The organism is Pseudoxanthomonas sacheonensis, from assembly GCF_010093305.1.
Taxonomy (GTDB): Bacteria; Pseudomonadota; Gammaproteobacteria; order Xanthomonadales; family Xanthomonadaceae; genus Pseudoxanthomonas_A; species Pseudoxanthomonas_A sacheonensis.
In genome coordinates, this window is sequence record NZ_PDWS01000001.1 from 412,870 (window position 1) to 433,318 (window position 20,449).

Consider the following 20,449-nt stretch of genomic DNA (forward strand, 5'->3'; position numbering starts at 1 on the left):
TCTCCAGGCATCCCTTCGCGACTTACGTCGCTCCTACGCCGCTCCTGCGCGGCTTCTACGTCAGGCGACTTTGAGCTGTCCGCGCAGCGAGTTGGCCATCACTTCGGTGATCTCCACGTCCACGAACTGCCCGATCAGCCGCGCGTTGCCGGGGAAGTTCACGTAGCGCATGTTCTCGGTGCGCCCGGTGAGTTCGGATGCATCTCGGGTGCTGTGCCGTTCCACCAGCACCCGTTGCACGCTTCCGAGCATGGCTTGCGAAATCCGCGTCGAATTCGCATTGATGGCGGCTTGCAACCGCGCCAGACGCTCGTGCTTCACCGCTTCGGGCGTGTCGTCTTCCAGATCGGCGGCGGGCGTGCCCGGACGGCGCGAGTAAATGAAGGAGTACGACTGGTCGAAGCCCACGTCCTCGATCAGCTTCATGGTCTTCTCGAAGTCGGCTTCGGTCTCGCCGGGAAAGCCGACGATGAAATCCGAAGAGATGGAAATATCCGGCCGCACCGCGCGCAGCTTGCGGATCTTCTGCTTGAACTCAAGCGTGGTGTAGCCGCGCTTCATCGCCGCCAGGATGCGGTCGCTGCCGGCCTGTACGGGCAGGTGCAGGTAATTGGCGAGCTGCGGCACGTCGCGATAGGCCTCGATCAGCGAATCGGAGAACTCGAGCGGATGCGAAGTGGTGAAGCGGATGCGGTCCACGCCCTCGATCTCGGCCATGGTACGGATCAGCAGGCCCAGGTCGGCCACTTCTCCCTCGCCATAAGGCCCGCGATAGGCGTTGACGTTCTGGCCCAGCAGATTGATTTCCCGCACGCCCTGTGAAGCCAGTTGCGCGATTTCCACCAGCACATCCTCGAACGGCCGGCTCACTTCCTCGCCGCGCGTGTACGGCACCACGCAGAAGCTGCAGTACTTGCTGCAGCCTTCCATGATGGAGACGAACGCGCTGGGGCCTTCGGCGCGCGGTTCGGGCAGGCGGTCGAACTTTTCTATCTCGGGGAAGCTGATGTCCACCTGCGGCTTGCCGCTTGAGCGGCGCTCGCGGATCAGTTCCGGCAGCCGGTGCAGGGTCTGCGGTCCGAACACCAGGTCCACGTAGGGCGCGCGCTTGACGATGGCCGCGCCTTCCTGCGAAGCCACGCAGCCGCCCACGCCGATCAGCACCGGTTTGCCGTCCTTCTTCAGCGACTTCCAGCGGCCCAGCTGGCTGAACACCTTTTCCTGCGCCTTCTCGCGGATCGAGCAGGTGTTGATCAGGATGACGTCGGCTTCTTCCGGGTTGTCGGTGAGCTCCAGGCCATCGGAGTCGGCCAGCACGTCGGCCATCTTCGACGAGTCGTACTCGTTCATCTGGCAACCGTGGGTCTTGATGAACAGTTTTCCGCGCGCCGGCAGGACGGCAGTGGGCTGGCCAGGGGGCGATGGGGAAAGGGGCAGGGCGGTGCCGTCCGCAGCAGACGCAGGAGGATTGGCGATCCCGGGCATGGTGGGTAATCCAGGCGGGTTGGCGAAAGAGGCGCACAGTTTAACGGAGCGGTGCCTGCAGAGCCGACTAACCCGTGGGAGCGGCGTCCCGCCGCGAGCTTTTAGCTGCAAGTCGCGGACCGGCTTGGCCTGGAGGAAAAGCTCGCGGCGGGACGCCGCTCCCACGGTTTGGTGAGGTTGGGCGGCCGGAACTGCCAGGGTTCGGCGTTCTATTGGGAAACCACTGCCGCCAATCCTGGCCCAGCAGTGAGAAGTGGGTCACCCTCCGCTTCATGGAGAAATCCTTTTGTCGGACAAGGACTTGGCAACCGGTGATGAAGTTGGGACACTCCCGGGCATGAAGGGGGCTTCTCACAGATTCGCGCTGCCGTTGCTGGCGGCCCTGTTGGCGTCGACCGCGTTGCCGGCCAGCGCGGGCACCCTGTACAAGTGCACCGGCGCCGATGGCATACCCAACTACGTCAGCAAGCGGGTCGGCGGCGCGAGCTGCGAAGTGATCAGCCGCTACACGCCGGACCGTGCCAGCAGCGCGTCGGTGTCGCGGCCGGCCAGCAGCGTGTCGGTGCCGGCCACGCCGGCCACCGCGTTGGGCGCGGCAAGCTCCGGCGCCTTGATCGCCCAGCCCGAATCGGCCGTCGCCGGCGCCATTGTTCCGGCCGCCATGCCCGCGGTTTCCAAACCCGCTGCTTCGGCTCCCGCTTCCGGCAACACCCGGCGCGTGGTGAGCGGGCAGGTCTATTCCTACATCAAGGACGGCGTGCGCCACTACACCAGCGCAAGGCCCAAGGGCGTCGGCGCGGTAGCCAGCGTGCGCACCATCAAATACAGCTTCATCGAAACCTGTTTCGCCTGCGCGGCAAATCCCGGGGTCAATTTCGGCACCCTGCGCCTGAACACCGCCGCCTACGACGCCGAGATCAAGGCCGCCGCCCGCGACTACGGCGTGGACGAAGCCATCGTGCGCGCCATCATCCATGCCGAATCCTCGTTCAATCCCATGGCGTTGTCGCATGCGGGCGCGCAGGGCCTGATGCAGCTGATGCCCGCCACCGCGCGCCGCTTCGGCGTCACCAATGCCTACGACGCCGGCCAGAACATACGCGGCGGCGTGCAGTATCTGGCCTGGCTGCTGAAACGCTTCAACGGCAACCTGACCCTGGCCGCCGCCGGCTACAACGCCGGCGAAGGCGCCGTCGACCGCCATGGCGGCGTGCCGCCGTACCAGGAAACCCAGCGCTACGTGGCGCGCGTGGGCGTGCTGGCCGACCGTTATCGCGGCGCCGTCGGCGCACGTTGAACCGCCGCAGCTCCTGCGGCGCTTTCAAGTCATTGATTTACCGGCCAACGTTGTCGGCCTATTAAGGCTTCCGTTACAATTTCCTGTCTTTTGCGGCCGCGCCGGGGTTATGGCGTCGGCTTTGGCAGCCTTACGCTACCTATTTGAAAGTTTCGGAGTGCCGGATGGCCAATGATGGGGTCAATGAGCCTGTAAATACGGGCCGACGCCGGTTCCTGACCGCGACCACGGCTGTGGTGGGTGCGGTGGGGGCCGGGTTTGTAGCAGTACCGTTCATCAAGTCGTGGAACCCGAGCGCGCAGGCCAAGCTGGCCGGCGCCCCGGTGACCGCCGACCTGACCGGCTTGCAGGAAGGGCAGCGCCTGGTCCTGGAATGGCGCGGCCAGCCGATCTGGATCGTCAAGCGCTCCAAGGCGATCCTGGACGCGCTGCCGACCCTCGACAGCCGCCTGCGCGATCCCGAGTCGGCCAACAAGGACCAGCAGCCCGAGTACGTGCTGAAGGGCAATCCGGAGTTCCGTTCGGTCAAGCCGGAGATTTCCGTGCTGGTCGGCCTGTGCACGCACCTGGGCTGCTCGCCGGAAATGGCCGCCGAGATCAAACCCGAGCCCTACGACCCCGACTGGAAGGGCGGCTATTTCTGCCCCTGCCACAAGTCGCGTTTCGACATGTCCGGACGCGTCTTCCAGGGCGTTCCCGCACCGATCAACCTGCTGGTGCCGCCGCACTACTATCAGGACGACAACACCATCGTGGTCGGCCTGGATCCGAAGGGGACTGCGTAAGCCATGTCGAAGAACATCCTCCTCCGCACCGCCGACGGCGTCTGGGACTGGTTCACCGCGCGCGCGCCGGGCTTCATGCCCGTGTACCGCAAGCACATGACCGAGTACTACGCGCCGAAGAACTTCAACTTCTGGTACTACATGGGCTCGCTGGCCCTGCTGGTGCTGGTCAACCAGATCGTCACCGGCATCTTCCTGACGATGCACTTCAAGCCGTCCGCGGCCGAGGCGTTCTCGTCGGTCGAGTACATCATGCGCGACGTCGAGTGGGGCTGGCTGATCCGCTACATGCACAGCACCGGCGCCTCGCTGTTCTTCATCGTGGTCTACCTGCACATGTTCCGCGGCCTGATGTACGGCAGCTACCAGAAGCCGCGCGAGCTGGTGTGGATCCTGGGCATGCTGATCTATCTGGTGCTGATGGCCGAAGCCTTCATGGGCTACGTGCTGCCGTGGGGCCAGATGTCGTTCTGGGGCGCGAAGGTCATCATCTCGCTGTTCGGCGCCATTCCGGTGATCGGCAACGGCCTGACCGAATGGATCATGGGCGATTACCTGCCCGGCGACGCCACTCTCAACCGCTTCTTCGCGTTGCACGTGATCGCCATGCCGCTGGTGCTGCTGCTGCTGGTGGTGCTGCACCTGGGCGCGCTGCATGAGGTGGGTTCCAACAACCCCGACGGCGTGGACATCAAGTACGGTCCCAAGGGCAACCGCTGGGATGCGACCAAGCCGGCCGACGGCATTCCGTTCCACCCGTACTACACGGTCAAGGACCTGGTGGGCGTGGGCTTCCTGCTGATCATCGCCGCGTTCATCATCTTCTTCGCACCGGCGTTCGGCGGCTGGTTCCTGGAGCACGACAACTTCACCGAGGCCAACCGCCTGGTGACGCCGGCGCACATCAAGCCGGTCTGGTACTACACCCCGTACTACGCGATGTTGCGGGTCATTCCCCACAAGTTGAGCGGCGTCCTGGTGATGTTCTCGGCGATCGCCATCCTGTTCCTGGTGCCGTGGCTGGACAAGGCCAAGGTGAAGTCGGTGCGCTACCGCGGCTGGATCTCCAAGGTCGCGCTGGGCGTGCTGGCCATCAGCTTCGTCTGGCTGGGCAAGATCGGCGCCGGTCCGGGTACCGATCCGGTCGAAACCATCATCGGCCGCGTGCTGACCTTCCTCTACTTCGCTTTCTTCATCACCATGCCGCTATGGACCAAGCTAGACAAGACCAAGCCGGTGCCGGAACGGGTGACGACGCATGACTAAGAATTTCCTTTCGCGCCTGGCGGTTTTCACTGGCGGCATGCTGCTGTCGCTTTCGGCGTTCGCTTCCGAAGGCGGCGACACCCTGCAGGCCGGCAACGACCTCAGCGACCGCGCCTCGCTGCAACGCGGCGCGCAGCTGTACATGAACTACTGCTCCGGCTGCCACTCGCTCAAGTACCTGCGCTATTCGCGCATGGCCGAGGACCTGGGCCTGAGCGAAGAAGAGGTGATGACCAACCTCAACTTCACCGGCGCCAAGTTCGGCGAGCAGATCAAGGTGTCGATGCCGCACGACCCGGCCACCAAGTGGTTCGGCAAGATGCCGCCCGATCTGAGCCTGATCGCGCGCGTGCGCGGCAGCGACTGGATCTATACCTATCTGAAGTCGTTCTACCTGGACGAAAGCCGTCCGCTGGGCTGGAACAACAAGCTGTTCCCGAACGCGTCCATGCCCAATCCGCTGTGGCAGATGCAAGGTCTGCAGCATGCCGAATTGAGCAAGCCGGACGCTGCCGGCGAGCGCCATGTCGAGGCTTTGAAGGTGACGCAGCCGGGTACGCAGACCCCGGCCCAGTTCGACCAGACCGCGCGAGACATCACCAACTTCCTCGAGTACGCCGGCGAACCTGCCGCCCTCAAGCGCCAGAGCATGGGCGTGTGGGTGGTCCTGTTCCTGGTGGCGCTCACCTTCCTGGCCTTCCTGCTCAAGCAGGAATACTGGAAAGACGTGCACTAAGCGTAGCTTTCCGCCGGCCCGCGCTTGCGCGGGTCACGAGGCAGGCCGGAGAGCAGGCCTGGCGGAGAGATTACGTACTCGGGGCCGTGGCGACCGTCAGCAGAGGGCTGGCGGCGTCGATGCGATCGGCGGTTCCGGTCGTCGGAGAGCCTGATGGCTGCGAGTCCGCGTATGCGAAATACCTTGACGTTGTTTTCTTCCACCGATGACGTGCTGTGCCACCGCGTACGGCTGGTGCTCGCCGCCAAGGGCGTGACCTACGACCTGGTACCGGTGGATGCGCAGAACCCGCCCGAAGACCTGATAGACCTCAACCCCTACCATTCCGTGCCCACCCTGGTGGAGCGCGATCTGGTGCTGTACGCCGCCTCGGTGGTCAGCGAATACCTGGACGAGCGCTATCCGCACCCGCCGCTGATGCCGGTCGACCCGCTTTCCCGCGCGCGCCTGCGCCTGGCCATGCTGCGTATCGAGCACGACTGGGTGCCGCAGGTGCAGGCCATCCAACTGGGCAACAAGGCCCAGGCCGAAGCCGGCCGCAAGCGCCTGAAGGAACTGCTCACTGCCTCGGTGCCGCTGTTCAAGGCCAGCAAGTTCTTCCTCAATCCGGAAATGAGCCTGGCCGACTGTGCCATGGCGCCGATCATCTGGCGCCTGCCGTCGCTGGATATTCCGCTGCCCAAGGACGGCAAATCCATCGAGGATTACGGCAACCGTATCTTCCGTAATCCGGGGTTCCTGCGCAGCCTGACCGAACAGGAAAAGCGCCTGCGCGAGATTCCGGCATAAAGGCCGGGATTCGTGATTCGGGATTGGTGATTAGAAGTACAGCGCGCATTGGAACGTCACCTATCATTACCTTGCGCGAAAATTCCAGGCAGGCAAACGTGGTTTTTGCGAATCTCAAATCCCGAATCCCAGCTCCATGACCGACGAAACGCCGCGCATGACCAGCCATCGTCCGTACCTGCTGCGGGCGCTGTCGCAGTGGATCGCGGACAACGACATGACCCCGCATCTGCTGGTCGACGCGACCCAGCCGGGTGTGCAGGTCCCTCCCAGCGCGGTCAAGGAAGGCAAGGTGGTGTTGAACATCGCCGAACGCGCGGTGGTGCGGTTGCAGATAGACAACCATTCGGTGAGTTTCAGCGCGCGCTTCGGCGGCGTCAGCTATCCGGTGCTGGTGCCCATTTCGGCGGTGCTGGCGATCTACGCGCGCGAAACCGGGCAGGGCATGGCGCTGCCGGACGATATCGCAGGGGCGACAGGACCGGAGGGCGACGATGAGCCACCTTCGCCGACGACTCCCGCCGAAGACGCGCCCGCTGGGAAGCGCCCCCATCTGCGCGTAGTGAAGTAACCGAATTCCCTGTGTAGGAGCGGGCCCTGCCCGCGATGCCCTTACGCGGAAACCATGAAAAGCGTCGCGGGCAGGGCCCGCTCCTACAGGGCGTGGTCAGTGCAGATTGATCGGCGAGACCGAGGGCCTCGCAGGCCCGATGAACGACACCAACTTTTCGCCGCGCAACACCATTCTCCCCACATGGCGGTCGACGCCGTCGTAGGAGTATTCGAAGCGGAAGCTGCGTTCGAAACCCAGGCGCCCGTCCTCATTGCGGCGCACTCTGATACCCGCGGCGTGCACGGACTCGTCCAGCCACATGACCTGCGCGGCCACGCAGGCGTCGCGGCCCAGCTGTTTGGCATGCTCGGCGGCGGCGCGCGCTGCGTTCCAGTACGCGAAAACGGCGGCGCCGGCGATCATCAGCAGAATGAGCGAAGGCATGGACGATCAGCGCGGCGCAGGGCCGAGCTTCAACGACAGGTCGATGGCGTGCACATGCTTGGTCAGGCCGCCGACGGAGATGCAATCCACGCCGTCCTCGGCGATGCTTCGTACCGTTTCCAGGCTGACGCCGCCGGAGACCTCCAGCGGAATCCTGCCATCGGCGATGCGCACCGCTTCGCGGCGCGTGGCGGCATCGAAGTCGTCGATGAGGATGCGGTCGCAACCCGCTTGCAGCGCCTCCTGCAATTGCGCCAGGGTTTCGACTTCCACCACCAGAGGCAGTTCGGGTTGCGCCGCACGCGCCGCGCGCACCGCCGCAGTCAGCGAGCCCGCCGCGCGGATGTGGTTTTCCTTCAGCATCACCGTATCGAACAGACCGATGCGGTGGTTGCTGCCGCCGCCGCAACGCACTGCGTATTTCTGGGCCAAACGAAGACCGGGAATGGTCTTGCGGGTATCCAGGATCTTCGCGCGGGTGCCGCGCACCGCCTCCACGTAAGCCGCCGTCGTAGTGGCCGTACCTGAAAGGGTCTGCATGAAGTTCAGACTCGCCCGTTCGCCGCTGACCAAGGCGCGTGCGCGGCCCGACAACGTGGCCAGGACGGTGCCGGCTTGCACGCGGTCGCCTTCCTGCACGCGCCAATCGATTCCCACGGCCGGGTCCAGCGCGCGATGACAGGCGTCGAACCAGGGCCGTCCGGCGACCACAGCGTCTTCCTTGCACAGCAGGTAGGCGATGTCGGCCACATCCGGCAACAACGCGGCGGTCACGTCTCCGCTGCCCAGGTCCTCGGCCAGCGCGTGCGCCACGTCCTGGGCAATGACTTCCGCGGGCGGCGGGGAGAAATCGCGCGGCATCAGGCAGGAAAGCCTTCGATCTGCGAGGTGGCGATGGCTTCTTCGGCCAGCAGTACCGGGATGCCGTCGTCGACGCGGTAGACCGTCTTGCGGTCGCGGGTCAGCAGGGCTTCGCGCAGCGGTTCGGCCTGCACGGTGTCGTCGGCGCGCTTGACGCCGCCCGCGCCGATGGCGCGGTTCAACGCATCCAGGCCTTGCGAGTCGAGCAGGGCCAGCGACTGGCGCGTGGTGGGGCAGCACAGGATATCGAGCAATTTGCGGTCCATTCGTCCGTAGTCGAGCGGGAAGATGCCCTAGAATAAGCCTTTGCGACCGCAGGCAGTGAGCGCCCGTTCACTTCTGAGACCCCGCTTCCGAGACTCCACTTCCGAGAGGACGGCATGACCGCCACAGTTCCCAGCCCGTTGGTCGGCATCGTGATGGGCTCCCGTTCCGACTGGGAAACCATGCAGCATGCCGCGCAGAAACTCGATGCGCTGGGCGTGCCTTACGAAGTGAAGGTGGTTTCCGCGCACCGCACCCCCGACGTACTGTTTTCGTATGCCGAAACAGCGGCGTCGCGCGGCCTGCGCGCGATCGTCGCCGGCGCCGGCGGCGCCGCGCACCTGCCGGGCATGCTGGCGGCCAAGACCGCGGTCCCGGTGCTGGGCGTGCCGGTGCAGTCGAAGGCGCTCAACGGGATGGACTCGCTGCTGTCGATCGTGCAGATGCCGGCCGGCATTCCCGTGGCCACTTTCGCGATCGGCAATGCCGGCGCGTCCAACGCGGCTTTGTTCGCGGCCGCATTGCTGGCGCCGCAATACCCCGACATCGCCAGCGCGCTGGATGCGTTCCGCAGCAGGCAGAGCGACGAAGTGTCGGCCAACGACGATCCGCGGCTGCCCGTATCGGCCGGCTCCGGACAGCCGTAATGACCACCGTCGGAATATTGGGAGGCGGGCAACTGGCCCGCATGCTGGCGCTTTCCGGCGCTCCGCTGGGCTTGCGCTTCCTGGTCATGGATACCGAAGCCGATGCCTGCGCGGGCCAGTTCGCGCCGTTGCTGGTGGGCGACTACCGCGATGAAGCGGCGCTGGCCGAATTCGCCTCCAAGGTGGACGTGGCCACCTTCGATTTCGAGAACGTGCCGGCCGAAAGCGCCGAATGGCTGGCGGCGCGGGTGCCGGTATTCCCCAGCCCGCGCGCGCTGTCCGTGGCCCAGGACCGGCTGGTGGAAAAGAACCTGTTCCGCAGCCTGGGCATTCCGGTCGGCGAATACGCCGCGGTATCCACGCGCGATGGATTGGAGACGGAAGTCGCACGCATCGGCGGCCCCTGCATCCTGAAGACGCGGCGCCTGGGCTACGACGGCAAAGGCCAGTTCCGCATCAGGTCGGCCGCCGACATCGAAGCGGCGTGGCAGGCGCTGGGCGCGCAGGCGACAACCGTGGGATTGATCGTCGAGGCCTTCATCCCCTTCCAGCGCGAATTGTCGGTAGTCGCCGTGCGCGGCCGTGACGGCGAGTTCCGCACGTGGCCGTTGACCGAGAACTGGCACGTGGACGGGGTGTTGTCCGCCAGTGTGGCGCCGGCCACCCTCGACGACGGACTGGCGCAGCTTGCCTACGGCTATGCGAACCAACTCGCCGAAGCGTTGGACTACGTGGGCGTGTTCGCGCTCGAGTTGTTCTGCAAGGACGGCCAGTGGTTGGCCAACGAAATGGCGCCGCGCGTCCACAATTCCGGGCATTGGACCATCGAAGGCGCCGAGACCTCGCAGTTCGAGAACCATCTGCGCGCCGTACTCGGCTTGCCGCTGGGCGACACGCGGATGCTGGGCCACGCCTGCATGCTCAACTGGATCGGCGAGCTGCCCGAACGCAACAGCGTGCTGGGCGAACCTGCCGGCCACTGGCACGACTACGGAAAACTACCGCGCACCGGACGCAAGGTCGGACATGCGACCTTGCGCGAAGACTCCGCAGTTGCTTTGGCTGACGCGTTGCAGCGCGTCGGCGCAACGCTTGGACGGGAATCGCAGGTCGCTTCGCCAATCGGCCGACTTGCCGATTAGGATAAAGCCCCTCTCCCATCGGGAGAGGGGTTGGGGTGAGGGTCCGGCGAAGTCCGGATGTTCTCGGCCTAAAAGATCCGCCACATCCAGGCTTCTCGTAGGCCGGGGCTACGTCCCCGACGCATCGCAGCGTTTCCGATTCGTCACGCGCGTCGGCCACGTAGGGCCGACCTACGATATGTTGCTACGTTAGTCGGCGTTTGTGGACCTCTTTACCGGCAACGACCGAACCGATCCGGCGAAGCCCCCGGCCCACCGCGCCAGCCCGGCGGATTTTCCCAGTTGGTACCGCGCCCGCCGACGGGGCCGGGCGGATTGTTGTCGAAGTCCAGCCAGCAGCGGCGGGCCTGATTCCACAAGCCGTAGCGCGGATGCCAATAGCCATAGCCGGCGTTGTAGTAATAACCGTGCTGGCTGAGGACGAATTTGTAGCGTTTGCCGTTGTGGCGGTAGTAGCGGTAATCGGGCGAAGTGCCCGGGCCGCCTTTCCACCCCGGCGGATTTTCCCAGTTGGTCCCGGGTCCCCCGACGGGGCCTGGCGGATTGTTGTCGCGGTCGCGCCTGCCTGCGAAGGCGTCGCCGGTGAAAACGGCAGCAGCCATCAGCGCGGAAACCATCAGCCATTTCGAAGCCTTCATCTCGTTCTCCTGTTCGTGGGAATCACGACCGGATAAACCGATGGGTATCGCTCGCGTTGACGGCCGGTTCTGCTGCGTTTGGCTCCCGTTCGGTTCGCAATCCAGCAACCGTTCATACGCCAAAAACAAAAGGCCGGGACATGCCCGGCCTTTCGCGTCTTGCCGCAAGCCCGGCTCAGCGCAGATTGGCGGCCACGAAATCCCAGTTGACCAGCGCCCAGAACGACTCGACGTACTTCGGCCGTGCGTTGCGGTAGTCGATGTAGTAGGCGTGCTCCCACACATCGATGGTCAGCAGCGGGGTGTCGTCGCCGGTCAGCGGGGTGGCGGCGTTGGAAGTGCTGACCAGGGCCAGCGAACCGTCCGGACGCTGCACCAGCCAGCCCCAACCCGAACCGAAGGTGCCGATGGCGGTCTTGGTGAACTCTTCCTTGAACTTGGCGAAATCGCCGAAGGCCTGGTTGATCAGTTCGGCCACCTTGCCGGCAGGCTCGCCGCCGCCGCCTTCCGAAGCCGGCTTCAGGCCGTTCCAGTAGAAGGTGTGGTTCCAGATCTGCGCGGCGTTGTTGAACATGCCCCCCTGCGATTTGCGGACGATGTCCTCCAGCGGCAGGCTGGCGAATTCGGTGCCCTCGATCAGCTTGTTGAGGTTGTCCACATAGGTCTTGTGGTGCTTGCCGTAGTGGAAATCGATGGTCTCGCCGGAGATGTGCGGCTCAAGCGCGGTACGGTCGTAGGGGAGCGGGGGAAGTTCGATGGCCATGGCTTTTCCTTTTGCTGTGCTAGGCGGGACGGTACGTGGAGGATTGGGCGCAACGGCAGGGCCGTGCGAAGGCTTACAATGGGAGTTTACCCGACCACGGTTTGCAGGCCGTCAAAGCAGGAGAAAACACCATGCCGGTGATGGAACGCATCCAGGCCGAAGTCGAGGCCCACCCCATCGTCCTTTTCATGAAAGGCACGCCGCAATTCCCAATGTGCGGTTTCTCCAGCCGCGCGATGCATGCTCTCAGGAGCGCCGGCGCAGGGGAGGTGCATACCATCAACGTGTTGGAAGAGCCCGAGATCCGCGCCAACCTGCCGCGCTTCTCCAATTGGCCTACTTTTCCCCAGCTCTTCATCCATGGCGAGCTGATCGGCGGGTGCGACATCACCCTGGAACTGTTCGAGTCGGGGGAATTGCAACGCATCGTCTCGGAGGCCGCGGCGCAGTGAGCCTGCTCGCTCTTCCCACCCGCGAAACGGGCGCGTTGCAAGGGCGCGTGGTGCTGGTCAGCGGCGCGCAAGGCGGCCTGGGCAGCGCGGCGGCGCAGGCGTGCGCGGCCGCCGGAGCCACGGTGGTGCTGCTGGGGCGCAAGCCGCCCAAATTGAACCGCGTCTACGATGCGTGCGCGAAGCTGGGGCCCGAGCCTTTGCTTTATCCGCTGGATCTTGAAGGCGCCGCGCCGGACGACTACGCCGAAATGGCGGACCGCCTGCACCGCGAACTGGGCCGGCTGGACGGCCTGCTGCACTGCGCCGCCGAATTCCGCGGGCTCACTCCGCTGGAACACACCGACCCGGCCAACTTCGCCCGTGCCATACACGTCAACCTCACCGCGCCCTGGTGGCTGTCGCAGGCCTGCCTGCCGCTGCTCAAGCAGGCTCCGGACGGCGCGCTGGTGTTTGCGCTGGACGACATGAGCCGGGTAGGGCAGGCGTACTGGGGCGGCTACGGGCTGGCCCAGCACGGCCTGGGCGCGATGGTGGGCATGCTGCATGCGGAGCTGGCCAACTCCAGCGTCAGGGTCTCGGCCCTGCAACCCGGTCCCATGCGCACCTCTCTGCGGGCCAAAGCCTATGCCGAGGACGAAGACGCGCAGGCGCGCGATCCGGCCGACTATGCCGGCGCCTGTGTCACCTTGCTGTCATCTGCGGGTGCGGCCCATCGTGGCGAAATCTGGAGCGTTCGCGCGTGACCATCCTCTCGGCCGCGCTGCTGCTGTTCCTTATCCTGGACCCGCTGGGCAACATCCCGGTTTTCCTGAGCGTGTTGAAACCCCTGGCGCCCAAGCGCCAGCGCGTCGTGCTGGCGCGCGAGCTGCTGATCGCCCTGGTGGTGCTGATGGGGTTCCTCTGGGGCGGAAAATACGCGCTTGAATTGATGCACCTGCGCCAGGAATCGGTGCAGATCGCCGGCGGCATCGTCCTGTTCCTGATCGGCATCCGCATGATCTTCCCGCGTCCGGAAGGCCTGATGGGCGAGCTGCCCGGCGGCGAGCCCTTCATCGTGCCCCTGGCCATCCCGCTGGTGGCCGGGCCCTCGGGTATGGCCGCGGTGATGCTGATGGGCAGCAACGACCCCGGCCGGCTCTGGGACTGGAACCTGGCCCTGCTGATCGCCTGGGGCGCCACTGCCGCCATCCTGTTTTCGGCGACCCTGCTTTACAAATGGCTGGGCCGCAGCGCCCTGATCGCGCTGGAAAGGCTCATGGGCATGCTGCTGGTGGCCATTTCGGTGCAGATGTTCCTAGACGGGATAGGGACTTACCTGAAACTCTCGCCGCCCAACATTTAGTCGCTTCAGCAAGGCGCGATCCACCGCCATGGTGCGGTGCAAGAACTTGTCATAACACGGTAATAACCGCTCTCTATCGTGTTAATCTGTTGTTAACCAAGTGACGCAGTTCACTGGGTCAGGGGCTTCATCCAGCGCGAATGATTCCACTTGGGATCGCGCCAGCTTTTGCTTTTTACCGCCATCGCCTAACTCGTATCCGAGGCTTATCAAATGAATCAATCCCGTTTCCGGATGTCCAAGATCGCTCTTGGTCTCATGGTCGCGCTCGCCGCGGCGCCTACTTTCGCGCAGAGCACCTCGTCGGGCGTCGGCGGTTTGGTGACCGGTACCGATGGCTCTCCTGTCGCGGGCGCCGAGGTCACCATCACCCACGTTGAATCGGGAACGGTCAGCCGCGCTACCACCGATGCGAGCGGTCGCTACAACGCGCGCGGTCTGCGCGTCGGCGGTCCCTACACGATCAGCGTGGTCAAGGCCGGTGCGGGCACCGATACGGAAGAGAACGTCTATCTTTCCCTGAACCAGATCAGCACCGTCGACGCCACCCTGGCCGGCGGCGATGTGGCCACGCTGGAAACCGTCACGGCAGTCGGCGTCGCCGGCGGCTCGGAAGTGTTCAGCGCGACCAAGATGGGTTCGGGCACCAGCGTCGACAGGGTGACGATCGAAGCGCTGCCCTCGATGAACGGCAACATCCAGGACTACATGCGCCTGGATCCGCGCGTGGCTTTCACCGACCGCGCCTCGGGCAGCATCAGCGCCGGCGGCCAGAACCCGCGCTTCAACAAGATCACCATCGACGGCGTGTCGGCCAGCGACAGCTTCGGCCTGGAAGGCAACAACATGCCGACCATGCGCCAGCCCGTGTCGATGGAGGCCATCGAAGCCATCGATATCAACCTGTCCAACTACGACGTGACCATGTCCGGCGCGGCCGGCGCCAACGTCAATGCGGTGACCAAGTCCGGCACCAACGAGTTCCATGGTTCCGTGTACGGCACCTACCGCGACGGCGACTGGTTCGGCGACTACCCGGCCCGCATCGCTGGCAGCTCGCTGAACGTTACCGGCCTGCCGTTCGACGAGTACGATGACGAGAAGACCTGGGGCGTGACTTTTGGCGGTCCGATCGTCAAGGACAAGCTGTTTTTCTTCGCCAACTACGAAAAGTTCAAGCAAACCAACATCGGCCCGGCAGGCAAGAGCCAGGGCACCAACCCGCTGGCCTCGGGCGGCGCCGATTTCGACGCCGCGGATCTGGCCGAAGTGCAGCGCATCGCACGCGACGTCTGGGGCTTCGAGCCGGGCAGCCTGACCGGCGGCGGCGACACCGAGCTGGAAGAGTACGCACTGAAGCTGGACTGGAACATCAGCGAAGCCCACCGCGCCAGCCTGCGCTACAGCAAGCTCGAGCAGACCCGCGTGCGTCCGGAAGCCTCGACCGCCAGCGTGCTGTCGCTGAGCTCGAACTGGTTCAATCACGCCAAGACGGTGGAGAGCTACGTCGGCCAGCTGTTCAGCGATTGGACCGATACGTTCTCCACCGAGTTCAAGGTGTCCTACCGTGACTACTCGGCCGTCCGCGTCAATCCGACCACCGCGCCGACCATCCAGGTCTATTTCGACGACGGCGTGAACGGCAACGGCAACGACAATCCGATCGGCACCAACAACAACAGCTTCAGCAATCTGGACGCCATCCGTCTGGGCACCGAGCGCAGCTCGATGGGCAACAGCCTGCTGACCGAAACCTGGAACTATTTCGGCGCGGCCACCTGGACCGTGGGCGACCACGACATCAAGTTCGGCGCCGAGTACAGCGAAAACGAGATCTACAATTTCTTCCTGCAGGATGCCTGGGGCAACTACAGTTTCTACGTCCCCACCGTGAACGGCGTGTCGGATTTCAGCAGGCTGCTGAGCGGCCAGTACTTCGATTACGACCTGCAGGCCAACCCGACCGATCCGAGCCTCATCGCGGCCCAATACAAGAACAAGAATCTGGGCCTGTTCGTGCAGGACACCTGGTACGTCACCCCTAACCTGACGCTGACCTTGGGCGTGCGTGCGGACCGGCCCGAAGCCAGCCCCAGCCCGCCGTTCAACCAATGCTTCGCCGCTGCCCCGGGTACGGCAAACGCCGCGTGCGGCGCCGGCTATACCGGCGGCTTCGGCATCGACAACACCTATACCTATAGCGACGATTTCATCATCCAGCCGCGCTTCGGCTTCAACTACACCTTCGATTGGGCCCGCCCGGCGCAATTGCGCGGCGGCATCGGCCTGTTCCAGGGCGATGCGCCGCAGGTGTGGGTGGGGAATGCCTACAGCAGCACGGGCATGAACTACGTTTCGTACCAGAACATCACTACTCCGGCGACTGTGCCCTTCACCGCGGACGGCCTGAATCCGTCGATCCCGGCTGGCGGCACGGGCGTGCGCAACGTCAATGCGATCAGCAGCGATTTCGATCTGCCGTCGGTGTGGAAGGCCAACCTGGCGATCGACGTGGAGACGCCGTGGAACGGCATCGTCGCCTCGGCCGAAGTGTTGCTGACGGACGTCAAAAACGGCTTGTTCTACCGTACCCTCAATGTGGGTCCGGGCTACGTAGGCCCCGATGGCCGCGTGCTGTACTGGAACCCCAACAGCCCCAGGCCGTTCGGCAACACCGCCACCACCGGCGGCATTCCCGCCAACGGCGCGCGCTTCGGCCGCAACACTTATTTCGGCGACGTCTTCCTGCTGGAAAATACCAACAAGGGCAAGGGCCAGCAGCTGACGGTCTCGCTGACCAAGCCGTTCTCGGCCGAGAGCGACTGGTCCTGGAGCCTGGGCTACACCCGCACCAACGCCGAGGAAGTGTCCGCGCTGACCAGCTCGACCGCCGGCTCGGGCTACGGTTCGCAGCTGGGCTTCAGCGTCAACGAGCCCACCAGCTCCACCGCCCGCTACGAGATCAAGGACCGCTTCAGCGGTTCGCTGAACTGGTCGCACAAATTCTTCGGCGACCACGCCACCCAGGTGGGGCTGTTCTACGAAGGCCGCAGCGGCCGTCCGTACAGCTACATCTTCGCGGGCGACGCCAATGGCGACAACCGCACCTTCAACGACTTGTTCTACGTGCCTTCGGGCCCGGGCGACGTGCTGTTCGGCAGCCTCAGCGCGACCGGCGCGTTCACTGCGAATCCGGCGATGGAGCAGGCGTTCTGGAACTGGCTTGGCACCCAGCAGGATCTGAGCCGCTACAAGGGCAGGTATGCGCCCGAGAACGGCTTCACTTCCGGTTTCGTCAACACCTTCGACATCCGCATCAGCCAGGAGCTTCCGGGCTTCATGAAGGGCCACAAGTCCAAGATCTGGCTCGATATCCAGAACGTGGGCAACCTGCTCAACAAGGACTGGGGTCACATCATCGATTACGGCTTCAATGCCAATAATGCGGTGGCGAGCCTGGTCGGTATCTGCCAGGTCAACTGCCCGGCAGGTATGGCAGGAAGGTATGTCTACGGTTACCGCAGCGGCACCGAATTCGGCCAGGCCACCGCGCTGGGCATCCCGACCAACTCCGATAGCCAGACCAACGGCATTTCGCAGTGGTCGGCTCAGGTGAGCTTCAAGTACGAGTTCTGATTGTCAGCTTGTTTGTTGGGAAAACGGCCGGCTTATCCGGCCGTTTTCTTTTGTGGGGCCGACTGCGCTACAGTTCTGGCCCTATAAAAAGACAAGCATGGATACGAATATGAGCGAAACGGCACCGAGGGCGTTGCCGGTACAGGACGCGCGGATCTATCCGCGCGGCGGCCTGGATGTGCTGTCCCGCGTGGAAGTGGCGCGGCTGCGCGACGCATCGAGCGGCGGCATGCACGAACTGTTGCGGCGCTGCGCGCTGGCGGTGCTGACCAGCGGCAGCGCGTCGGACGATCCGCGCGCCGCGCGCGATCTTTACCCCGATTTCGATATCCAGGTGCTGCAGCAGGACCGCGGCGTGCGCATCGACCTGGTCAATGCGCCAGCGATGGCGTTCGTGGATGGCGAGATCATCCGCGGCGTGGCCGAGCTGCTGTTCGCGGTGGTGCGCGACCTGGCCTATACCGCCATCGAGCTGGGCCCGGAACACGAAGAGGAGCTGGAATCTTCCGTCGGCATCACCAATGCCGTGTTCGGCCTGCTGCGCAACGCGCGCATCCTGAAGCCGGCCGATCCCAACCTGGTAGTGTGCTGGGGCGGCCACTCCATTTCGCGCGACGAATACATCTACACCAAGCAGGTGGGTTACGAATTGGGCCTGCGCGGGCTGGATATCTGCACCGGTTGCGGCCCGGGCGCGATGAAGGGTCCGATGAAAGGCGCCACCATCGCCCACGCCAAGCAACGCAAGCGCACCACGCGCTACATCGGCATCACAGAGCCGGGCATCATCGCGGCCGAATCGCCCAATCCCATCGTCAACCACCTGGTGATCATGCCGGACATCGAGAAGCGCCTGGAGGCGTTCGTGCGCGTCGGCCACGGCATCCTGGTGTTCCCGGGCGGGGTGGGCACCGCAGAAGAGATCCTCTACCTGCTCGGCATACTGCTGCGCGAGGAAAACGCCGGTCTGCCGTTCCCGCTCATCCTCACCGGCCCCACCATCGCAGCGCCTTATTTCGAGCAGATCGACAAGTTCATCCGCCTGACCCTGGGCGACGCCGCCGCGGCGCGCTACGAGATCATCATCGGCGACCCGGTCGCCGTCGCCAAGAAGATGACCGCGGGCATCAAGCGCGTACGCGAATACCGCATCGCGCATAAGGATTCGTTCTTCTTCAACTGGGCCATCGACGTGCCGCTCGAGTACCAGCAGCCGTTCGTTCCCTCGCACGAAGCCATGGCCGCGCTGGACCTGCACCACGGCCGTCCCGCGTATGCGCTGGCGGCCGATCTGCGGCGCGCCTTTTCGGGCATCGTCGCCGGCAACGTGAAGGAAGACGGCATGCGCCGCATCGAACAATTCGGGCCTTTCGAAATCCACGGCGATGCCGGCATGATGCAGGCATTGGATGCGTTGCTGAGGGCGTTCGTCGAACAGCGCAGAATGAAGATCGCGGGGGAATACCACCCCTGTTATCGCGTACGCGCTTAGGAGCCGATTTTTGGATGATGGATTTCAGTCTGTATCAGTAGTACATACGTCGGCAGGCAGGAGAATGGTAGCGGTGAAGTGATTCCCGTCGTTCGTCGTGAGCAATTTTCCGCGTCCCTGGGTCAGCGCCTGTATGCGGGCGCCGACCGAGTTCAGGCCCACATTGTGTCCGCTCCTGCTTAGCGTGCCGCGCGACGGCAACGTGTTGCGAATAGTGATGTCTACCATGCCGGCCTTGCTGGAAATGCCGATCTCGATCACTCCGCCGTCTGCCGAAGGTTCGACGCCATGCCTGATGGCGTTTTCGACCAGGGGTTGCATGGACAACGTCGGCATACGTGCGTCGGGGAGGCTCTCGGGCAAGCGCCAGAGCAATCGCAGGCGGTCGCCGAAACGCAGGGCCTCTATCTCCAGATAGCGCCGGGTCAGCGCCAATTCCTCTTCCAACGGTATTTCGTGAGGGCCGGCGAGGGCCGCGCGGAACAGGTCGGCCAAGTCCAACAGCAGTTGCTCGGCGTCGGCCGGCCGTTGGTGCACCAGTGCGGCGCCGGTATTCAGGGTATTGAATAGAAAGTGCGGGCGGATGCGCGCCTGGAGCGCCTCCAACTCGGATTGCTTGGCCAGCACGGCCAGTTGTCGGGTGCGCCAGTGGTTCTGGAAAGCGGCCAGCCCCAGCAGCCCGACTGCAAGTGCGATTCCGGTGAAACGCAGGAACACCGTTTGCCAGCCTTCCTCTGTAAGCGACCACACGCCGCGCAGCAACAGCCAGGCGCACCCTGTCACCAGCCACGTGGAAATCACCAGCAACGTCAGGGCGACATAGGCTACATACTGCGCATGCAGGCGGCGCAAGAATCTTCGCAACAGATAGAGGCCGCCGAGGCAGGTCAGCGACACCCATTGGATCACCATGGACGTCAGTGCGAAATAGATCCAGCGGTCGCGATCGGTGCCGGGCGCCAAGGTCAGCACCAGCGCCAGCCCTTCGCCGGCCAGCACTACCCACATGATGACCCTGGCCTGCCACAAGGCATCCAGTGGCGAAGGCTTGGCCGAATCGGTCGGGGTTTGAGTACCTTTGAACATGGGCGAGCCAGGGCGAGTCAATGGACATGATGCCCTGCAATGGGCCAGGACGGCAGACACCGGCCGCCTGAGCCCTCCGCAAGCCCGCCCATCGGTTGCGGTCTGGAACTTTGCCGGATCTGGGCATAGGGTGCAGCATCGCTAACTTGGGGAAGTGGCATGCAAGGTGGTAACCGCACGTCGCGGCGCAGGAGCGCATTGCTGGCCTCCCGGCAGCTCCGCGGCTTTACGCTGATAGAGCTGATGGTGACTATTTCGGTCATAGCTATCCTGATCGCCATCGGCATGCCCAGCTTCATCTCGGTGATCAATAGCAACCGGCTCACCGCCCAATCCAACGAGGTCGTCGCCGCCCTGCAGCTGGCGCGGGTGGAAGCCGTGCGTCAGAACCGCCGCGCCATCGTTTGCGGCAGTTCCAATGGGTCTACCTGCAGCGCATCGACCGCCTGGAATACCGGATGGATCACCTTCCTGGACATGGACAGCAACGGAAGCCCCGCAGCGGCCGAGGTCATCCGGGTCAACACGGTCAAGGCGCCTCTTCAAGTGCGCATGGGCGGAGCTGCGAGCAGCATTTCGTACCGTTCTGATGGCATGGCGCACGATCCGGTCAGTGGAAGTCTGATAGCCGCCACCACGATTACCGTATGTATCCCCACCACACGTCCGACGCAAAACCAGCGTGTGGTAAGCCTTGGCACGGGCGGTAGCCGGATTTCCACCGGTTCCGCTAATGGTTCGGGCGCGTGCCCGTGACTACCCATAGGAAAA

21 protein-coding genes are annotated in these 20,449 nt (G+C 64.3%); 14 read left to right on the forward strand and 7 right to left on the reverse strand.

Annotated elements, in window-relative coordinates; translation table 11 throughout:
- Positions 1-60: 60 nt before the first annotated feature.
- The gene (gene miaB, locus CSC73_RS01830) at positions 61-1,485 is read right to left on the reverse strand and encodes a tRNA (N6-isopentenyl adenosine(37)-C2)-methylthiotransferase MiaB (RefSeq protein ID WP_163838744.1); all 1,425 of its coding nucleotides are present in this window, start codon (positions 1,483-1,485) and stop codon (positions 61-63) included.
- A 337-nt stretch (positions 1,486-1,822) separates the two neighbouring features.
- Between miaB and CSC73_RS01835 the strand changes: the two genes are divergently transcribed.
- The 6 genes from CSC73_RS01835 (at position 1,823) to CSC73_RS01860 (ending at position 6,929) form a co-directional block, all read left to right on the forward strand.
- Positions 1,823-2,782 (forward strand): lytic transglycosylase domain-containing protein, encoded by a 960-nt coding sequence (locus tag CSC73_RS01835; RefSeq protein WP_163838745.1) that lies wholly within the window; start codon positions 1,823-1,825, stop codon positions 2,780-2,782.
- A gap of 164 nt (positions 2,783-2,946) precedes the next feature.
- On the forward strand, positions 2,947-3,567 hold the full coding sequence (gene petA / locus CSC73_RS01840; protein ID WP_093281795.1) for a ubiquinol-cytochrome c reductase iron-sulfur subunit: 621 nt from the start codon (positions 2,947-2,949) through the stop codon (positions 3,565-3,567).
- 3 nt (positions 3,568-3,570) lie between these two features.
- Positions 3,571-4,833 carry a cytochrome b gene (locus CSC73_RS01845; protein ID WP_163838746.1) on the forward strand — a complete coding sequence of 421 codons (1,263 nt, stop codon included), beginning with the start codon at positions 3,571-3,573 and terminating at the stop codon, positions 4,831-4,833.
- Positions 4,834-4,870: 37 nt separating this feature from the next.
- Entirely contained in the window at positions 4,871-5,569 is a 699-nt protein-coding gene (locus tag CSC73_RS01850; RefSeq protein ID WP_425502259.1) for a cytochrome c1, read from the forward strand.
- 153 nt (positions 5,570-5,722) lie between these two features.
- Positions 5,723-6,358, forward strand: coding sequence for a glutathione S-transferase N-terminal domain-containing protein (locus CSC73_RS01855; protein WP_163838748.1), 636 nt, complete (start codon positions 5,723-5,725; stop codon positions 6,356-6,358).
- A gap of 136 nt (positions 6,359-6,494) precedes the next feature.
- The gene (locus tag CSC73_RS01860; RefSeq protein WP_163838749.1) at positions 6,495-6,929 is read left to right on the forward strand and encodes a ClpXP protease specificity-enhancing factor; all 435 of its coding nucleotides are present in this window, start codon (positions 6,495-6,497) and stop codon (positions 6,927-6,929) included.
- A 96-nt stretch (positions 6,930-7,025) separates the two neighbouring features.
- Here the strand turns inward: CSC73_RS01860 and CSC73_RS01865 are convergent, their stop codons facing one another.
- From CSC73_RS01865 to CSC73_RS01875, 3 genes are read right to left on the reverse strand one after another with little or no spacing between them, the layout of a single operon-like run.
- The gene (locus CSC73_RS01865; RefSeq protein ID WP_163838750.1) at positions 7,026-7,355 is read right to left on the reverse strand and encodes a DUF3301 domain-containing protein; all 330 of its coding nucleotides are present in this window, start codon (positions 7,353-7,355) and stop codon (positions 7,026-7,028) included.
- A gap of 6 nt (positions 7,356-7,361) precedes the next feature.
- Positions 7,362-8,216: a carboxylating nicotinate-nucleotide diphosphorylase gene (nadC, locus tag CSC73_RS01870; protein WP_163838751.1), complete on the reverse strand. Its 855-nt coding sequence runs from the start codon at positions 8,214-8,216 to the stop codon at positions 7,362-7,364.
- Positions 8,216-8,482 (reverse strand): Trm112 family protein, encoded by a 267-nt coding sequence (locus CSC73_RS01875; protein WP_163838752.1) that lies wholly within the window; start codon positions 8,480-8,482, stop codon positions 8,216-8,218. The genes nadC and CSC73_RS01875 overlap by 1 nt, the downstream gene beginning before the upstream one ends.
- Positions 8,483-8,596: 114 nt before the next feature.
- Between CSC73_RS01875 and purE the strand changes: the two genes are divergently transcribed.
- Complete coding sequence (purE, locus tag CSC73_RS01880; protein ID WP_163838753.1) at positions 8,597-9,127, forward strand: 5-(carboxyamino)imidazole ribonucleotide mutase; 531 nt, start codon at positions 8,597-8,599, stop codon at positions 9,125-9,127.
- Positions 9,127-10,269 (forward strand): 5-(carboxyamino)imidazole ribonucleotide synthase, encoded by a 1,143-nt coding sequence (locus tag CSC73_RS01885; protein ID WP_163838754.1) that lies wholly within the window; start codon positions 9,127-9,129, stop codon positions 10,267-10,269. The genes purE and CSC73_RS01885 overlap by 1 nt, the downstream gene beginning before the upstream one ends.
- A gap of 212 nt (positions 10,270-10,481) precedes the next feature.
- Here CSC73_RS01885 and CSC73_RS01890 read toward each other — a convergent pair whose 3' ends face one another.
- Both CSC73_RS01890 and CSC73_RS01895 read right to left on the reverse strand, forming a co-directional pair.
- Positions 10,482-10,907: a hypothetical protein gene (locus tag CSC73_RS01890; protein WP_163838755.1), complete on the reverse strand. Its 426-nt coding sequence runs from the start codon at positions 10,905-10,907 to the stop codon at positions 10,482-10,484.
- A gap of 175 nt (positions 10,908-11,082) precedes the next feature.
- The gene (locus tag CSC73_RS01895; RefSeq protein ID WP_163838756.1) at positions 11,083-11,670 is read right to left on the reverse strand and encodes a superoxide dismutase; all 588 of its coding nucleotides are present in this window, start codon (positions 11,668-11,670) and stop codon (positions 11,083-11,085) included.
- A gap of 131 nt (positions 11,671-11,801) precedes the next feature.
- On the opposite strand from CSC73_RS01895, the gene grxD reads away from it, so the two are divergent.
- From grxD to ppnN, 5 genes are all read left to right on the forward strand, one after another.
- Positions 11,802-12,122 (forward strand): Grx4 family monothiol glutaredoxin, encoded by a 321-nt coding sequence (grxD, locus tag CSC73_RS01900; RefSeq protein WP_163838757.1) that lies wholly within the window; start codon positions 11,802-11,804, stop codon positions 12,120-12,122.
- A complete protein-coding gene (locus CSC73_RS01905) occupies positions 12,119-12,865 on the forward strand; it encodes an SDR family NAD(P)-dependent oxidoreductase (RefSeq protein ID WP_163838758.1) in 747 nt (248 codons plus the stop codon). Before grxD ends, CSC73_RS01905 begins: the two co-directional genes overlap by 4 nt.
- A complete protein-coding gene (locus CSC73_RS01910; RefSeq protein WP_163838759.1) occupies positions 12,862-13,464 on the forward strand; it encodes a YhgN family NAAT transporter in 603 nt (200 codons plus the stop codon). The genes CSC73_RS01905 and CSC73_RS01910 overlap by 4 nt, the downstream gene beginning before the upstream one ends.
- A 213-nt stretch (positions 13,465-13,677) precedes the next feature.
- Complete coding sequence (locus CSC73_RS01915) at positions 13,678-17,100, forward strand: TonB-dependent receptor (protein ID WP_246197265.1); 3,423 nt, start codon at positions 13,678-13,680, stop codon at positions 17,098-17,100.
- 109 nt (positions 17,101-17,209) lie between these two features.
- Entirely contained in the window at positions 17,210-18,592 is a 1,383-nt protein-coding gene (ppnN, locus tag CSC73_RS01920; protein ID WP_163838760.1) for a nucleotide 5'-monophosphate nucleosidase PpnN, read from the forward strand.
- A 24-nt stretch (positions 18,593-18,616) separates the two neighbouring features.
- Here the strand turns inward: ppnN and CSC73_RS01925 are convergent, their stop codons facing one another.
- Positions 18,617-19,678, reverse strand: a complete 1,062-nt coding sequence (locus tag CSC73_RS01925) for a sensor histidine kinase (RefSeq protein WP_163838761.1) — start codon at positions 19,676-19,678, stop codon at positions 18,617-18,619.
- Between the two features lie 159 nt (positions 19,679-19,837).
- Here CSC73_RS01925 and CSC73_RS01930 point away from each other — a divergent pair, with 159 nt between their 5' ends.
- Positions 19,838-20,434 (forward strand): GspH/FimT family pseudopilin, encoded by a 597-nt coding sequence (locus CSC73_RS01930; protein ID WP_163838762.1) that lies wholly within the window; start codon positions 19,838-19,840, stop codon positions 20,432-20,434.
- The last annotated feature ends 15 nt before the right edge of the window (positions 20,435-20,449 follow it).

Bases quoted from the DNA above. Each gene is read 5' to 3' on its own strand.
- CSC73_RS01860 (WP_163838749.1), top strand. From the start codon at position 6,495: ATGACCGACGAAACGCCGCGCATGACCAGCCATCGTCCGTACCTGCTG.
- CSC73_RS01890 (WP_163838755.1), bottom strand. From the start codon at position 10,907: ATGAAGGCTTCGAAATGGCTGATGGTTTCCGCGCTGATGGCTGCTGCC.
- CSC73_RS01930 (WP_163838762.1), top strand. From the start codon at position 19,838: ATGCAAGGTGGTAACCGCACGTCGCGGCGCAGGAGCGCATTGCTGGCC.
- CSC73_RS01865 (WP_163838750.1), bottom strand. From the start codon at position 7,355: ATGCCTTCGCTCATTCTGCTGATGATCGCCGGCGCCGCCGTTTTCGCG.
- CSC73_RS01875 (WP_163838752.1), bottom strand. From the start codon at position 8,482: ATGGACCGCAAATTGCTCGATATCCTGTGCTGCCCCACCACGCGCCAG.
- CSC73_RS01845 (WP_163838746.1), top strand. From the start codon at position 3,571: ATGTCGAAGAACATCCTCCTCCGCACCGCCGACGGCGTCTGGGACTGG.
- CSC73_RS01895 (WP_163838756.1), bottom strand. From the start codon at position 11,670: ATGGCCATCGAACTTCCCCCGCTCCCCTACGACCGTACCGCGCTTGAG.
- CSC73_RS01850 (WP_425502259.1), top strand. From the start codon at position 4,871: ATGCTGCTGTCGCTTTCGGCGTTCGCTTCCGAAGGCGGCGACACCCTG.
- CSC73_RS01915 (WP_246197265.1), top strand. From the start codon at position 13,678: ATGAATCAATCCCGTTTCCGGATGTCCAAGATCGCTCTTGGTCTCATG.
- CSC73_RS01885 (WP_163838754.1), top strand. From the start codon at position 9,127: ATGACCACCGTCGGAATATTGGGAGGCGGGCAACTGGCCCGCATGCTG.
- CSC73_RS01925 (WP_163838761.1), bottom strand. From the start codon at position 19,678: ATGTTCAAAGGTACTCAAACCCCGACCGATTCGGCCAAGCCTTCGCCA.
- ppnN (WP_163838760.1), top strand. From the start codon at position 17,210: ATGAGCGAAACGGCACCGAGGGCGTTGCCGGTACAGGACGCGCGGATC.
- miaB (WP_163838744.1), bottom strand. From the start codon at position 1,485: ATGCCCGGGATCGCCAATCCTCCTGCGTCTGCTGCGGACGGCACCGCC.
- purE (WP_163838753.1), top strand. From the start codon at position 8,597: ATGACCGCCACAGTTCCCAGCCCGTTGGTCGGCATCGTGATGGGCTCC.
- CSC73_RS01855 (WP_163838748.1), top strand. From the start codon at position 5,723: ATGGCTGCGAGTCCGCGTATGCGAAATACCTTGACGTTGTTTTCTTCC.
- nadC (WP_163838751.1), bottom strand. From the start codon at position 8,216: ATGCCGCGCGATTTCTCCCCGCCGCCCGCGGAAGTCATTGCCCAGGAC.
- petA (WP_093281795.1), top strand. From the start codon at position 2,947: ATGGCCAATGATGGGGTCAATGAGCCTGTAAATACGGGCCGACGCCGG.
- grxD (WP_163838757.1), top strand. From the start codon at position 11,802: ATGCCGGTGATGGAACGCATCCAGGCCGAAGTCGAGGCCCACCCCATC.
- CSC73_RS01835 (WP_163838745.1), top strand. From the start codon at position 1,823: ATGAAGGGGGCTTCTCACAGATTCGCGCTGCCGTTGCTGGCGGCCCTG.